Genomic DNA, 15,674 nt, shown 5'->3' with positions numbered 1-15,674 from the left:
AAAAAATGAGTAAAGGAGAATAATTCCATGGCACATAAAAGAGAATATGGGAAAGAATGTCCTTATATACCGGCAGGTCCGTTTAAAATACGTGTTCCGGGGGTGCACTACAGGTTTGAAATTGCAGATTATGTTCAGGGACTTTTAATGTGTGCTGTTTGTCTCAGTGCTATTCCAATGCTTCAGCAGTATTTGGGAATGCCCTTTGAAGTTGCATTGGCTATTGTTATTCTTAATGGAATTCTTTATTGTACTCATGTCCTTTTGGGTGATCCAGTTGTACCGGGATGGGTTACTCCCGCTATACCACTTTTGATGTTATATGTCAGTGAATTTCCTATGGGACCTGAAAGAGTACAAGCGCTTATTGCATTTGAATTGAGTTTGGGTATTTTTGCTGCACTTCTTGGCATTACAGGATTAGGCAAGAAAATAATTACACTGATACCAAACTGCATGCAAGCCGGTATTATAATGGGAGCTGGCATTGCAGCTGTAAATACCGTATTTGGTAAACAAGGTTATTTTGAAAAATATCCATGGTCAATTACAATCTGTATAGGCTTGGCATTTTGGCTTTTATTTTCAAATTATTTCAAAAGCCTGAGAAATAAAAATAAAGTTCTTCAAGTTATTTCAAATTTGGGAATTTTACCTTGTATACTGCTGGCAGTATTAGTAGCACCGCTTGTAGGTGAAACTATGTGGCCAAGTATTAAATGGGGATTTTCAAATCCTTCTTTTGGAGAATTGTGGAGCCATTGGACATTCTGGTCCGTAGGATTTCCATCGGTGAAAATGTTTGTACAGGCTATACCTATGGTATTTTCAGCTTATGTAATATTATTTGGTGAAATGATTCAGGCACAGGCATTACTGGAAGATGCAGGAAAAGTTCGCCCGGATGAGCTTGTAGACTATAATCCCAACAGGTCACATTTGATATTTGGACTGCGTAATTGTCTGATGTCGATTATAGGACCTGATATAACTATGTGCGGCCCTCTATGGGCAGCTATGCAAGTTGTGGTATGTGATAGATATAAGCATGGTAGAAAAGCTATGGATTCTATAAATGGAGGCGCGGGTTCATTCAGGTTCGGTACTTTGACAGGCTATTTTTTGATGCCTATAGTTACTCTTGTCACTCCAATTTTAAATATAGCGCTGGCTTTGACAATGATGGTTCAAGGATATGTTTCTGTAAGAATAGGTATATTAAAGGCACGTACTATAAATGATCTGGGAATTGCAGGTGTGATGGCTGCTGTAATAGTTGCTAGAGGTGCTGCATGGGGTCTTGCCGTAGGCATAGTATTGAGTTTGTTGGTCTTGCTTGGCAATAAAAAGAATCTAGATGTAAATATTTTTGTTAGAGAAGATAAAAAAACTGAAGTTAAGGAAGAAGTTTAAAATTTATATATTTTTTAAATAAGAAAGAGTTTTCTAAAGGTCAAAAGTTACATGATTTTTGGAAAACTCTTATTTAATTATTTTTGTGACAATGTGATTAATTCATTTTTCATAATTTTATAGTCTATCAAAAAGTGACATTTTGTAAAGTTAATCTCAAGGTGACATTATCACAAGTTAACAACAAATTCATAATATAACGTTGTAAATTTGAATTGTATAATTTATGGTATAATGAGTTTATTAAATTGAATATGTTGATAAAACTTTTAATTGATATTAATGTAGAGAAGAAATTTTTAAATGATAAAAATTTCCTTTTTTATCGGATTAATTGAATCGGCGGCAATTTTTATAATTTGCGTGCTATTTAATAGATTATATGCTGGGTTTAAAATTTTAGGTATTATAGGCTTGTTCTTTCTGGTTTTGTCAGCAATATTATCTGGAAGTTTAGCAAAGTGGAGAAAGAATAAGATTAAATTATGCAGTTGAAGATAAAAGTGTACGTAAGTATAGAATAGATTTTCATATTAGTACTTTTTTGATAGGAATTACTAATATGATATTCAGTTTAATTTCATATTTTATTCAATAACAGGATGTGAAATCATGCTTGAGGTTTTGATTTGTGAGGACAATGCGGTCTATAGGGAAAAATTTAAAAATGTTGTTGAAGATATTATATTAAAAGAGAATATCGATTTAAAAATATCCCTGTGTACCGAAAATCCCATGGAAGTAATTGAATATATAAAAAGGCGGGATATTACAGGTATTTATTTTCTGGATGTGGATTTGAAGTGCAGTATGAATGGCATAAAATTGGGTGAGAAGATAAGAGATTTTGATCCACGGGGATTTATAATTTTTACTACAGTTCATATGGAAATGAGCTATATGGTGTTTAAATACAAGGTGGAGGCCATGGATTATGTGGCAAAAGACGAGGAGAATTTTACAGACAGAGTGAAAGACTGCATGCTTAAAGCTTATGGCGATTACTATAGGGAGAGTTCAAAGGACAAGTATATCTCTATAGATGAAGACTGCAGGATTATCAATATAAAATTGAGAGACATCCTTTTTATAGAAACCAGTGCCGCAGCGCACAGGATAAGGGTTCATGAAGAAAACAGACAGATTGAATTTTACGGAAGTCTGAAGGATATACAAAAAAAGCTTACTTCCAATTTTTACAGGTGCCATAAATCCTATATTGTCAACAGGGATAAGATTGCTGAAGTGGACATGAAGTCAAACAGGATAACCATGACAAATGGAGAAAAATGCTATGTTTCCTTCAGATACAAAAGGGGGCTTAAAAGGTGATTATAAAAGAATTCCCCTTAAGTAAACTTTTCACGGAGCTTGTGCTTCCTCCCATACCTGTCAGTATATTGTGCTGCATTTCAATATGGATCTTGTCCGGATACAAAACCGACTTTCACAAAGCTGAAAAATATTTTTTAACTTCTTACCTGATAGGAATGGTACTTCAAACAGGCTCTTATGTCATAGTGTTTCCATTGCTCATTGCTGTGACAATAGCTGAGTTAAAAAACAGTAAAGATATGATGGATACTTTGAAGGTACTCATGGCTATATTTTCCATATACTTTGTAGAAGTCATGCTCAAAGCCCTTAACGGGGCTTATTTTTACTGGAAAGACAGTTCCCGTATAAAAAATTATGCAATGGTGTATGCAGTAGTACCTGCAGGTGTATTTTTAATATCTATACTTAAGAATACTGTTTTTAAGGGAAGAAACAGATACGCGAAAGATTCACTCTGGAGAGCAAGGCTCAGATTGATGTTTGCTCTGAGCATACCCATAATGGTGAGCATAAGGCTTATATATCCCTACGTGAATTCCAGAAGTTACGGCAGCTTTTCCTTTGTAATAGACTGGTATATACCAATTGCAATACCTCTTTTTTCAATTGTGCTCATACTATTCATAATATACAACTATGAAAAAAGCATAGGCATACAGGTGGAACTAAAAAGGGAAGTTGAAGAAAGACATCGTCTGGAGGAATATGCCTCTGTAGTTGAGGAAATGTACGGCCAGACGAGAAAATTCAAGCACGACTATAAAAACATGCTTTTGCCCCTTAAAGGATATATAGATAGTGAAGATACAAAAGGACTTAAAAAATTTTTTTATGAAAATGTGATGCATATAGATGACCACATAAATTGGAGCAGTACGAATATAGACAAACTCGGGTATATCAGGATTTCAGCTTTGAAGGCTCTTATATCCGCTAAACTCATAAAAGCACTTTCAAAGAATATAGATGTGAGAGTAGAAATAGTTGAGAATATATCCAGGGTTGACATGAATATAATGGATTTGTGCAGAATAGCTGGAATACTTATGGACAATGCCCTTGAAGGTGTAGAAAAGTGTGACACGCCCCGCTTGTATTTTTGCGCCTTCAACAGAGGGTCTTATGTGGTCCTGGTTTTTAAAAACAATTTCAAAGGTGAAAAACCTGTGATCCATAAAATATGGGAGAAAGGTTTTTCTACTAAAGGAGAGGACAGAGGCCTGGGACTTTATACGGTAAAGAACATAATAGATGAAAAATACAACAATGTTTTTATGAATACAAGTGTTGAAGACAGCCAGTTTATCCAGGAATTATGGATTAAGGATACAACTTCACCAACGTAAAATTTCTATTCTTTACCGTAATAATCAGTATGCTTTTATGAATCCACAGCGGCTGATTCGGAAATATGGATAAAATTGAATATGATATCTGTTAACATTTAAACCGGGAGCTCAAGGGTATTGATATCTTGAAAGTTTCCGGCTTTATTTTTTAGATCAGGAGGGAAAACATGGAGCCTATTTTGGAAGTTAGAAATTTGAACAAATTCTATAAAAACAAACAGGTACTTAAAAATATCAGCATGAAAGTATTCAAAGGTGATATATACGGATTTATAGGTCCCAATGGTGCTGGAAAAACTACCACTATAAAGAGCATACTGGGGCTTGTAAGGCCCTCCAGCGGTAAAATTTATATTGAGGGAAGAGATATTGTCAAAGATAAATATAAAAACCCGGGGGATATAGGTGCAGTGATAGATTATCCAAGTTTTTACAACAATCTGTCCGCCTTCAGAAATTTGAAATTGTATGCCAATGTACTGGATATAAGAGGGGATAGGATAATGGAAGTCTTAAATATGGTACATCTTCAGGAATACAAGGACAGAAAGGTTTCAAATTATTCCATGGGGATGAGACAGAGGCTTGCGGTGGCCAGGGCATTTTTATCCAAACCTGAAATTGTGATATTGGATGAGCCCACCAATGGTCTGGACCCGGAAGGTGTGAGGGATATAAGAAATCTGATAAAAAGGCTTTCAGAAGACGAGAAGGTTACTTTTATGTACTGTTCTCATATTTTAAATGAAGTGCAGAATCTGTGCAGCAGGGTGGCAGTCATAAATAAGGGCTCAATTCTGGCGGAGGGCTGCGTGGATGAACTTTTGAACGCTGACAGGGAAAGGTACAGCATATTTACGGGTGAAGCGGAAAAATTGAAAAAGGTGTTAAATGGCTATTGCCTGGAAATGCATGATATTGAAGGTGGAGTTTCCATAGAAATAAACAGGGGAGATTTCAAATTGATAAATAAAGTTATGGCAGAAGAAAATGTGGAGATAAATGATATTGTCAAAAAAAGCATTTCTCTTGAAGAATATTTTATGGAGGAGGTTGGATACTGTGGGTATGATAAAAAATGAGCTTGTAAAATTTTTTGTCTCTTCCAGAATATTTATCTATGGAGGCACAATACTTCTATTTATATTTGTTGACAATATAGTATTTGGAGATAATTCTGCAAAGGGGATGATTTACCGCAATTTTTTGAAATCCAACATGGAAACCCAGATCTTTGCCATACCTATAATTCTGGCACCTGTAGTTTCAGATATATTTACACAGGACTACAGAAGCGGCTGCATGAAATTTTTTATGATCTACAAAAGGAGAGAAAAGGTGTTTGCAGCAAAGGCGGCGGCACTTGTTTTTATAACGGAAACCATGCTACTTCTTGTTTTTGGAGTTTTGACAATCATTTATTTGTGCAGAAATGGCGGACAGGTTTATGGCTGGAAAGTGGAGCTTTTGAGGGAAGCAGCTTTATTTACTGCAGCCCTGATACCTGTGCTTCTCATATATATCATGATCTGCATACTGTTAAAAAACAGCGGAATAATATGCGTACTGGTGTTTCTGCTTCTTATAATGTCCGATTTCATTCCAAAGGTCATGGGGAATATAACTCCCAGGAGATTTCTGTGGGGGTGGGTTTTAAATAATGGGTATCACAGCTTCGATATTGTGCTGTTTTTGGCATATTCAATTTTTTTCGCCTTCATTGATATAAGGCTTTTTGTAAGAAAGGAGATTTTATGTTGACCTGGAAATTTCTAAAAAACGAGATTGTAAAGATTGTGTATTCCCAAAAGACCTGCATACTGCTGATATTTGTGCTGTTTATGATTGGAGCCATATGTTACATGATGCACCTTGATAAACTGAATATAATAAACGGTGTGCCGAAAACAAGAAACTACAGTACACAGCTTAGAATGGAGATATTGAATATGAACAGTATCGTATTTTTGAAGCTGTTCAGCACGGAATTTGTGTTCAGAACAGTGGTACCCTATTTTGCATTTTTTATGGTGGTGGTTTCAGTGGAAATTTTCGGTGAAGACTTCTTCAGCGGAAATATGAAATATTTTATAAGATTATCCGGGGGAAAAGGACAACTTTTTAAAGCTAAAGTACTGGCTGTGATCTTTTATTCATTTTCAGTGGTTGTGGTGACTTTCCTGCTTGGTTTTGTCATAAGTTCCCTGGTATTTGCACTTAGCTTTCACGGCTTTTTCAGGATTATGATCATCTACCTGTCGGCAGCTGTGCCTGTGGCATCTTTCGGTCTTATAATAGGACTTATGTCCATGTTTATAAGAAATAAGAATATGAGTATAACGATAGGTATTATCCTCTCCATATTTCTGACTGTTTCGGACAGGCTTACGATTACGAGCAGTTTTTCACCCATAGGTGTCCTGGGACTTATGGAGAAAATGAGGGCGGACAATGTATCCCTGATTTCCCTGCTTATGGCAGATGTAACTTCTGCAGTTTATCTTGCGATTGCTTATTTTGCAGGCAGAAAAATTTTTAAAATGAAAGAATTCAACTGCTGACCTTATAGAATCCTTATAATTGTCTGCTATCATCTTTATACAGGAAAGGATGATTGAAATGGATAATTTGATTTTGGAGACCAGTGATCTCTGTAAAACTTTCAAAGGGGAATATGCGGTGAAGAACATATCCCTCAAGATAAAGAAAAATTCCATCTATGGACTTCTGGGACCCAATGGGGTTGGGAAATCCACCACACTGAAAATGCTGACAGGTATGCTTCGCCCCACAAGCGGGAAGATCTTATTCGAAAACAAGTCCTGGAGTAGGGGCAATTTGAAGGATATAGGAGCCCTTATTGAATCCCCGCCTCTTTATGGAAACCTTACTGCAAGGGAAAATCTCAAGGTGAGAACTACTGTTTTGGGTTTGGCGGAAAGCAGAATTGATGAAGTGCTGAGCATAGTTGATCTTAAAAATACAGGGGAAAAAAGAGCACATCAGTTTTCAATGGGCATGAAGCAGCGCCTTGGTATAGCTCTGGCCCTTATAAACAAACCCAGGCTTTTAATTTTGGACGAGCCCACTAATGGACTTGATCCTTTTGGAATACAGCAGTTGAGAGAACTTATAAGATCATTTCCAAAGCAGGGCATAACAGTTATACTGTCAAGTCATATATTGAGTGAAGTAGAACAGGTGGCCCAGGAAATAGGAATTATTTCAGGTGGAGTTTTGGGATATCAGGGAGACATGAAAGCAGGAGAGGATCTGGAAAAACTTTTTGTGGAAGTTGCAGGAAAATACAGAAGGGAGGGCGAATAGCATGGCAGCATATTTTAAGTCCGAGGCTTTGAAGGCAAGACATAGTTTTTCAAAAAAACTTGTTTTTCTGGCACCTGCTTTTACCATAGCAGCGGTACTTTTTCTTTCTAGAGCCTATTTCCATCAGAATGTCTATAACTGGTGGTATGTAATGATACTTCCGGGAATGATATCCGTAGTGTGTACCCTTGTGGCAGGACAGGATGGTAAAATGAAAAACATGGCGGTGATGTCACTGCCGGTGGATCTTAAAAAAGTGTGGATGTCCAAGATACTTTTGTGCATGCTTATTGTGGTGGAAGCTTCAGCTGTTATTCTGGCCGGTGCTGTAGTAATCGGGAACCTCCTGGGCGTAGGTATTTTCAAATTGCCTCTTTTAAACCAGTTTGAAGGAATTTCAGTGCTCGTACTCACCTTTTTATGGCAGATCCCCCTTTGCCTTTTTCTTGGAAGCAAAATGGGAATGTTTCCTACAATTATTATAAATATGACAGCTTATATGGTGCTCGGGATATTGTGTGCAGTGAAGGGTTTGTTCTGGATGGTACCCTATGCCATTCCCGCAAGACTCATGTGTCCCATTTTAAAGATTCTTCCAAATGGCCTGCCGGCTGCACCGGGAAACCAGACCTTCAGGCCGGAGCTTCTTTCAAAAGGTGTCATCCTGCCTGGAATTGCAATTACACTGGTTTTGCTTTTAGTACTTGTATTTGTAACTTCAAAGTGGTATGAAAGACAGGAGGCAAGATAGATGGTTCAGTTCTTTAGGCTTGTCAGGGCAGATTTCCAGAAAATAAAGAGGAGCTCTCTTTTATGGATTCATATTCTTGTACCGATTTTTATAGCAGCGGCATTTGTTGCCTACTATTCATTTTCTTCTGTAAAAGAAGTTTCAAAGATATCCGGATATTTCGAAGTATTGTCCATAGGATTTCCCCTCATAATTGGAATAGTGACTAGTAATGCACTTGAGCAGGAGGAAGATGCGGGGAATTTTCAGCAGCTTTTGACGGCAGAGTGCAGAATGGCCGGATTTTTAAGCAAAATAGTAATGCTCTTTTTGCTGGAATTATTTTCCCTGTTCATTGCATCAGGTCTTTTTACAGCTGGAATGAAGTTTTTAAATGGTGACAATCTAATTACTGCAGCAATTTATGGGAAAATTGTTTTACTGCTTTTTTCGAGTATGATATTTTTATACTTTCTCCATGTACTCTGCAGTCTGAAATTCGGCAGCGGGGCGTCCATAGGTCTTGGAATCGGTGAGAGTTTGATTTCGGCTCTAATGCTCACGGGTCTTGGAGATAAGATATGGAAGTGGATTCCCTGTGCCTTTGGGGTGAGATTTTCCGATTATTATATTGCCTTAAATGCAAATACTACAAACAGGGCTTATATTATGGGGGATTTTAAAAGTGGAATTTGTACCTGCACTGTAATGACAACTGTTATAATTATAATAAGTGTGGTTTTCTTTTACTCTTTTGAGGGAAGAAGCGGAGATTGAGCAGATGAGGTGATAAAATGGCTAAGATACTGGCAATTGACGATGAAGAGGGGATTCTCGAAATTATAAAAACTGCGCTTTCCAGAGAAGGGCATGAAGTTACTGCTGTCAGCAATTTTTCAGATTTTACGGTGGAAAGATGTAGAGATTATGATCTGATACTTCTGGATATAATGATGCCGGATATGGACGGGTTTACACTCTGCAGGAAAATCCGGGATCTGGTGGATTGTCCTATTATATTTTTGACGGCAAAGACTTCTGAAAGTGACATTATAAAAGGGCTTGGACTGGGTGGAGATGATTATATCACAAAACCCTTTGGAATTGGGGAGCTGAGATCCCGTGTGGCGGCCCATCTCAGACGGGAGCACAGGGAAAAGAGCAACAGTTTTGCCCTGGGAAGTGTTAAATTTAAAATGTCTGCAAAAGAAGTGTATGTAAAAGATAAAATGGTGCCTTTGACAAAGAGTGAGTATGAAATCAGTGAATTTTTAGCCTTAAATCATGGCCAGGTGTTTTCAAGGGAAAAGATATATGAATCCGTGTTCGGATTTGACAGGGAAAGTGACAGCTCTGCCGTAGTGGAGCATATAAAGAACATAAGGGCAAAATTTGACAGGGTGAATTGCAATCCAATAAAGACAGTCTGGGGGATTGGCTACAAATGGCTTTAAAGAACAGTGTGAGTTTTAGAAGTTTGTTTGTGAAATATATTCTATATTTTATTTTCGGTACTTTTATGCTTTTTCTGTTTGTCTTCTTTGGACTTGATTTTATACTCAAAGCAAATATTGTGTTCCCCGCCAATTATTTTGAAAAGAAGGTTGAACAAAACAGGTATGAAATTACAAGGGCGAAAAAAGTAACTGAAGTTTTGGTGCCTGAAGGCTGCCAATATGGTGTTTACAGCAGGCGGGGCAGGATTCTCTATGGGAATTTTAAAGTCAGAGAATTTCAGAAGGTATGGAGGGATTTTGAAAACAATAAAGTGACTTCAGGGAGAAATCGTTATTACAAGTTTTTTTACAGAAGTAATGAAATCTGTATTGTCAGGTATCCACTGAGGGCGCAGTTTACAAATTTATTTCTCAGGAAATATTTTCCTGATATCGAAAATTTATTATATATTCTTGCATTCTTAATTTTTATAACATACGTGCTTTTGCTTTCCGCAAAGTTCGGCAGATATGTTTCAGGAGAAATGAATGTTCTGATGAAAGTAACAGAAAAAATAAAACATCACAATCTTGATTTCAATCCAAAACATTCAAGAATCTATGAGATTGACAGAGTTATAAATTCTTTGGATGATATGAAAAGGGCATTGAGAGATTCACTGGAAAGACAGTGGAATATGGAAAGTGCAAGGAAAAATCAAATTTCTTCACTGGCCCATGACATAAAGACACCTCTTACCATTATAAAGGGAAATGCAGAGCTTATGAAAGAGAGCTGCAGTGATTACAATGTTGCAGAGTATAATCAACATATCCTTAAAAGTGCCGGTGAAATTGAACGTTATCTGGAGCTGCTTATAAATATGATAAAGTCGGAAGTCAGTATTGCTTTTAATCCGGTCAAAATAAATGTGAAAACATTTTTTGAAAAGCTGGAAACTCAGGGGAAGGTTATTTCGGAGAGAAAAAATATTCAGTTTGTGGGCAGCAAAGAGAAAAATGTACCGGAATTTTTTCATGGAGATGAAGAGCTGCTGTACAGGGCCATTGTAAATGTGATATCAAATGCGGTTGAATATTCCCAGGAAGGTGGAAAAATTAATTTCAAATTAGGGAGAAAGAATAGCAGTATAAGTTTCTCAGTTGAAGACAGTGGTAGGGGATTTTCAAAGGAGGAACTGCAGCTGGCCGGGGAACAGTTTTACAGGGGTGACAGCAGCAGAAACTCAAAGAATCATTACGGCATGGGACTTTTTATTGCCAAATCCTTTGTAAGGCTTCATAGGGGCTGTATAAAATTGTCAAATTCTAAAATTACGGGAGGAGCCCTCGTAATACTTGAAATACCGTTTGATGAATTTTGAAGTGCTGTACAATTATTTTAAAAAGTAGTTGTACAGCACCCCTGAATTTCAAATCACAATTTTTCGTCATCTATTGAGTTAAACCAGTTATTTATAGGTTTCATAATTGAACTTATACATCCATCTTCAAAAGGAGATTTGAGATTAGCCAGTTTTACCAATTCCAGAAATGACTTTGTGCCTCCAACCTTGCATATTTTTATATAGTCCTTCCACGCGGAGTTTTTGTCTACTGCTGCTTTTTCCCAGAACTGAAGTGCGCATATCTGTGCCAGTGCATAATCGATATAGTAGAAAGGTACGTTGAATATATGGGACTGCTGGAACCACCAGCATCCTCTTTCGAGAAAATCACATCCGGTATAATTTTTATGGGGAAGATATTTCTTTTCTATATTCCTCCAGGCTGTTTTTCTGTCCTTTGGAGATGCTTCCGGGTTTTCGTATACGTAGTGCTGAAATTCGTCCACGGTAACACCATAGGGAATAAACTCTACAGCACTTTCCAGGTGGGCAAACCTGTATTTGTCTGCATCCTCACTAAAGAAAAGCTCCATCCATGGCCAGGTAAAAAATTCCATACTCATGGAATGTATTTCACAGCTTTCATAAGTTGGAAAGATACATTCCGGAATTTCAATCCATCGGGAGAGGTAACTTTGAAAAGCATGGCCGGTTTCATGAGTCAGTACGTTCACATCTCCCGAAGTGCCGTTGAAATTTGAGAATATGAAAGGTGTCTTGTAATCCGGTATATAAGTACAGTATCCGCCGCCCGCCTTGTTTTCTTTAGTTACCAGATCAAGAAGATTTTTATCTAGCATGAAATTAAAGAATTCTCCAGTTTGAGGAGACAATTCGGAATACATTTTAAATGCATTTTTGACTATCCATTCCGGTCCGCCTTTTGGTATGGCATTTCCCGTATTGAATTTGAAATTTTCATCATAATAGAAAAGACTGCTGAGTCCCAATCTTTTTCTCTGCCTTTCATAGAGTTTTGAAGCGGCGGGTACGAGATATTTTTTCACCTGCTTTCTAAAATTGGCCACCATTTGAGGATTGTAATCACTTCTCTTCATTCGTATATAACCGAGCTTTACGAAATTTTCAAATCCCAGTTTTCTGGCTATCTTAGTTCTTATTTTAACAAGATTATCATATATTCTGTCAATTTCATCTTCATGATCTGCGAAAAATTTATATTTTGAATCTGAAGCATTTTTCCGCATTTCTCTGTCTCTACTCTGCATGAAAGGTGTTAACTCTGAGAGATTTCTGGTTTCACCCATAAATGTAATTTTTGCAGAGGCCAATAATCTGGTATACTTGGAGGATAGTTCATTTTCAAGCTGTAAGTCTTCTATAATATTTGGCGAAAAGGATTTTAAAGAAAATTCTGCTAAAGTGAAAAATTGTCTTCCAAGTTTTTCTTCCAGCTTTTTTCTAAATTTAGAATGAATCAGCTCTTTGTAAAATTTAAAATCAAGTTCTTCATATAATGGCGAGTATTTATCCCAGTAATTCTGCTCTTCATCATAATATCTATCTTTTGTATTTATACTGTGCCTTATTTCAGCCAGAGTTCCCATTGTTTCCAGATGGTTTCTAATATGGTTTATATGATTTATGCATTCAAGTTGATTTTTACAGCTGTTGGAAACTTTCAATTCATGTATAAGAGAATCGAACGATACTTTGATCTTTTCATAATCAGGCCTTTCATATTTAAATTCGCTGAATTTCATTTAAATTAACCTCCAATATAATTTGAACTTATTAATATTATAGTATAGATGGAGGAATTTTCAAAATGGATAATTTGATGTTTGAAATTAAATTTGGTAAAATATAAGTAAAATAATGAAAGGATAAGGTATGTAATTGATGAAGATTAACTAATTCAGCTTTTTGAATTAAATTTATATGTGATTTTGTGGGCCGGAGGGTCTTTATTTTGCTGGATTAGTTTAAATGGAATTACAATAATGTGATACTGCAGCTGCAGTAGTCTTTTATATATTTGTTTTTTGTTTATCTTTCCAGCTTTGCGAAGAGGAGAGATTTTTTTATGCTTATCTTAGAAATTAACAATTTAAAAAAGTATTTTAATGACAGGTTAATTGTTTCTGTCGATAATCTAACTATAAGCAGTGGAGACAAAATAGGTGTTGTTGGGAGAAATGGTGCAGGTAAGACCACTTTTTTAAATATACTGGCAGGGGAGGAGAGCTGTGAAGGTATAGTAAAAAGGAACTGCTCAATTTCCTATATAAGACAGTTCCCCAGGGAAAATATAAAAGCTCATGGCAAAATATTGAGTGAGTTTGGAATTGGCAGAAAGGCTGGCATAGATGACTTAAGCGGTGGAGAATATACTAAACTAAATATTGCAGCTGCCCTTAGCGGTGAAGGCGAACTACTTTTAGCAGATGAGCCCACCTGTAATCTGGACTATGAAGGTATCAGCCTTTTACAAAAGAAGCTTGAGAAAATTGAGACTTTTGTATTGATAAGTCACGATAGGGAGCTGATGGATTCACTCTGCAGCAGGATAATTGAGATAGAAGATGGTAAACTTGCTTTATATGAAGGCAACTATTCGAGTTATAAGAGACAAAAAACTTTGGAAATGCAGTTTAGACAGAAAAAATATGAGCACTATATAAGTGAAAAATCGAGACTGCAGAGAACAATTGAACAGACGGAAAAAAGTTCAAAATCGATGAGAAAAGCTCCAAGACGGATGGGTAATTCTGAAGCAAGGCTTCATAAGGGAAGTACAAGTGAAAAAAGAAAAAAAATAAGCAATTCTGTGAGAAGGATGAAAGTACATCTGAAAAATCTTCAGGTTGAAAAAAAACCTTATAAAGTTCCCGGAGTCAAGTTTGACTTTTCACTGGTGAATCCTCCTGAAAATAAGATAGTCATATCAGGAAAAAATATATGCTTTAATTATGGCAGTGTCAATGTTTTAAAAGATGCAGACTTTGAAATTTATAATGGAAGCAAAACGGCAATTGTGGGATCAAACGGTTCGGGGAAGACTACTCTTATGAATCTCATGGAAGGTGATTCTAAGTCAGTGTACAAAGTGCCGAAGGCTGTAATAGGGTATCTTTGCCAGGATTTTTCGAATCTTGACAGTGAAAAAACTGTAATTGACAATGTAATGAGAGATTCCGTGCAGGACGAGATTTCGGTGAGAACTGTTCTGGCAAGGCTGCTTTTTACAGGAAGTGATGTGTATAAAAAGGTTTCTGTGCTCAGCGGGGGAGAAAAAATAAAAGCTTCTTTTGCGAAAATTTTTGTTTCAGATGCAAATATACTTCTTCTTGATGAACCTACCAATTATCTTGATCTGCAGTCTGTTGAATCACTTGAGGATATCCTTGAATCCTACCTGGGAACGGTGGTATTTGTATCCCATGACAGAAAATTCATAAATTCAATTGCAGATAGAATGATGTTATTGAAAGACGGGAAGATAACTGAATTTGGTGGAAATTTGAGGGAATTTGAAAGACATCAGAAGTTGAAAAAGGACAGTGAAGGACATAGAGTGGAGAAATCGGTTTTGCAGATGAAGCTTACTGAAATTATATCAAGAATGTTGCTGCCGGGCAGCGATAAGGAAATGCTTGAAGTGGAATATAAAGATGTTTTAAATAGATTAAAAAACTTAGATAAAAAATAATATAATGGAGAGAATATGAATATTACAATAATTTCTGTAGGAAAATTGAAGGAAAAATATTTAAAAGATGCGGCGGCGGAGTATTCCAAAAGACTTTCCAGATACTGCAAACTGAATATCATTGAAGTCATGGATGAAAAGGTTCCGGAAAAGACTTCCGAGAGGGAAAAAGATCTTATAAAGCGGCGTGAAGGCAAGAGAATATTAAAGTATTTAGATAATAGAAGTTATATAATATCCCTTGACTTAAAAGGAAATATGATGACCTCCGTAGAGTTTGCCCGCAGTATAGAACAGCTGACATTGAAGGGAAACAGCAGCATAATTTTCATAATTGGAGACTCTCTGGGAATTTCTGAGGAAATTTTACAGAAGTCAGACTATAGATTATGTTTTTCTAAAATGACTTTTCCCCATCAGCTTTTCAGAATAATGCTTCTGGAGCAGATTTACAGGACATTTAAGATATTGAGGGGGGAACCTTACCACAAATGACGGAGGTTTTTTGTGTAATGGGTTGATATGAGCGGGATTAAGAAGCTATACTAAAGATAATGCTTAATAAAAGTTTTATAAAAATATGATTTTAAATCATAAAATGTGTTATAATATAAATACAAAGAGAGAAAATAAAAACAGGATGCTGAGAACATCCTGTAGTGTACAATCTAGTTGCTTAGGCAACTGGTAACACTAGATTTTTAAAATAAAAAACAGTAGTCTCCATTTGCGGACGGGGCTACTATTTTTTTATTTCTTTAATAAGTAAAACTATAAATGTTAACAGTGAAATGAGGAATAATCCTGCTTCAAAAAGTAACATTAAGATGTCTTTCATTGTATCACCTCCCTTCAGCAGGGATGAGTGATACCAGTAGCCCACATGCAACGTATTCAATTGTACCAGTAAATTATAGCATGTCTTTTGATTTAATTCTATAGATAATATGATTTTGATCGTGTCAATTTACTGTAGGTTAAAAAGCTACAGACTTTCCC

The 15,674-nt window shown here is 36.4% G+C and carries 16 protein-coding genes; 14 read left to right on the top strand and 2 right to left on the bottom strand.

The window, feature by feature from the left end; all coding sequences use genetic code 11:
* Positions 1-27 precede the first annotated feature (27 nt).
* The 12 genes from AB8S09_RS00080 (at position 28) to AB8S09_RS00025 (ending at position 10,978) form a co-directional block, all read left to right on the top strand.
* The gene (locus tag AB8S09_RS00080; protein WP_294180628.1) at positions 28-1,413 is read left to right on the top strand and encodes a hypothetical protein; all 1,386 of its coding nucleotides are present in this window, start codon (positions 28-30) and stop codon (positions 1,411-1,413) included.
* 472 nt (positions 1,414-1,885) lie between these two features.
* Complete coding sequence (locus AB8S09_RS00075) at positions 1,886-2,011, top strand: hypothetical protein (protein WP_367112672.1); 126 nt, start codon at positions 1,886-1,888, stop codon at positions 2,009-2,011.
* Between the two features lie 14 nt (positions 2,012-2,025).
* The gene (locus AB8S09_RS00070; protein WP_294180630.1) at positions 2,026-2,745 is read left to right on the top strand and encodes a LytR/AlgR family response regulator transcription factor; all 720 of its coding nucleotides are present in this window, start codon (positions 2,026-2,028) and stop codon (positions 2,743-2,745) included.
* A complete protein-coding gene (locus AB8S09_RS00065; RefSeq protein ID WP_369868285.1) occupies positions 2,742-4,097 on the top strand; it encodes a sensor histidine kinase in 1,356 nt (451 codons plus the stop codon). Before AB8S09_RS00070 ends, AB8S09_RS00065 begins: the two co-directional genes overlap by 4 nt.
* 170 nt (positions 4,098-4,267) lie before the next feature.
* Entirely contained in the window at positions 4,268-5,182 is a 915-nt protein-coding gene (locus AB8S09_RS00060; protein ID WP_369868284.1) for an ABC transporter ATP-binding protein, read from the top strand.
* Positions 5,163-5,861 (top strand): hypothetical protein, encoded by a 699-nt coding sequence (locus AB8S09_RS00055; RefSeq protein ID WP_369868283.1) that lies wholly within the window; start codon positions 5,163-5,165, stop codon positions 5,859-5,861. Before AB8S09_RS00060 ends, AB8S09_RS00055 begins: the two co-directional genes overlap by 20 nt.
* Positions 5,855-6,661: a hypothetical protein gene (locus AB8S09_RS00050; RefSeq protein WP_369868282.1), complete on the top strand. Its 807-nt coding sequence runs from the start codon at positions 5,855-5,857 to the stop codon at positions 6,659-6,661. Before AB8S09_RS00055 ends, AB8S09_RS00050 begins: the two co-directional genes overlap by 7 nt.
* Before the next feature lie 58 nt (positions 6,662-6,719).
* The gene (locus tag AB8S09_RS00045) at positions 6,720-7,427 is read left to right on the top strand and encodes a lantibiotic protection ABC transporter ATP-binding protein (RefSeq protein ID WP_369868281.1); all 708 of its coding nucleotides are present in this window, start codon (positions 6,720-6,722) and stop codon (positions 7,425-7,427) included.
* Between the two features lies 1 nt (position 7,428).
* The gene (locus tag AB8S09_RS00040; protein ID WP_369868280.1) at positions 7,429-8,178 is read left to right on the top strand and encodes a lantibiotic immunity ABC transporter MutE/EpiE family permease subunit; all 750 of its coding nucleotides are present in this window, start codon (positions 7,429-7,431) and stop codon (positions 8,176-8,178) included.
* Positions 8,179-8,934: a lantibiotic immunity ABC transporter MutG family permease subunit gene (locus AB8S09_RS00035; protein WP_369868279.1), complete on the top strand. Its 756-nt coding sequence runs from the start codon at positions 8,179-8,181 to the stop codon at positions 8,932-8,934.
* Between the two features lie 17 nt (positions 8,935-8,951).
* A complete protein-coding gene (locus AB8S09_RS00030) occupies positions 8,952-9,611 on the top strand; it encodes a response regulator transcription factor (RefSeq protein WP_369868278.1) in 660 nt (219 codons plus the stop codon).
* Complete coding sequence (locus tag AB8S09_RS00025; RefSeq protein WP_369868277.1) at positions 9,602-10,978, top strand: HAMP domain-containing sensor histidine kinase; 1,377 nt, start codon at positions 9,602-9,604, stop codon at positions 10,976-10,978. Before AB8S09_RS00030 ends, AB8S09_RS00025 begins: the two co-directional genes overlap by 10 nt.
* A 53-nt stretch (positions 10,979-11,031) precedes the next feature.
* Here AB8S09_RS00025 and AB8S09_RS00020 read toward each other — a convergent pair whose 3' ends face one another.
* A complete protein-coding gene (locus AB8S09_RS00020) occupies positions 11,032-12,726 on the bottom strand; it encodes a M3 family oligoendopeptidase (protein ID WP_369868276.1) in 1,695 nt (564 codons plus the stop codon).
* Between the two features lie 323 nt (positions 12,727-13,049).
* On the opposite strand from AB8S09_RS00020, the gene abc-f reads away from it, so the two are divergent.
* Positions 13,050-14,675, top strand: coding sequence for a ribosomal protection-like ABC-F family protein (gene abc-f / locus AB8S09_RS00015; protein ID WP_294180646.1), 1,626 nt, complete (start codon positions 13,050-13,052; stop codon positions 14,673-14,675).
* A gap of 15 nt (positions 14,676-14,690) precedes the next feature.
* A complete protein-coding gene (gene rlmH / locus AB8S09_RS00010; protein ID WP_294180648.1) occupies positions 14,691-15,170 on the top strand; it encodes a 23S rRNA (pseudouridine(1915)-N(3))-methyltransferase RlmH in 480 nt (159 codons plus the stop codon).
* A 247-nt stretch (positions 15,171-15,417) separates the two neighbouring features.
* Here the strand turns inward: rlmH and AB8S09_RS00005 are convergent, their stop codons facing one another.
* Positions 15,418-15,498: a putative holin-like toxin gene (locus tag AB8S09_RS00005; protein ID WP_330655533.1), complete on the bottom strand. Its 81-nt coding sequence runs from the start codon at positions 15,496-15,498 to the stop codon at positions 15,418-15,420.
* Positions 15,499-15,674 lie beyond the last annotated feature (176 nt).

Source organism: Clostridium lapidicellarium (assembly GCF_041224415.1).
Taxonomy (GTDB): Bacteria; Bacillota; Clostridia; order Clostridiales; family Clostridiaceae; genus Clostridium_B; species Clostridium_B lapidicellarium.
The sequence above is the reverse complement of the archived record's forward strand: the minus strand, read 5'-3'. Positions and strand labels throughout refer to the sequence as shown.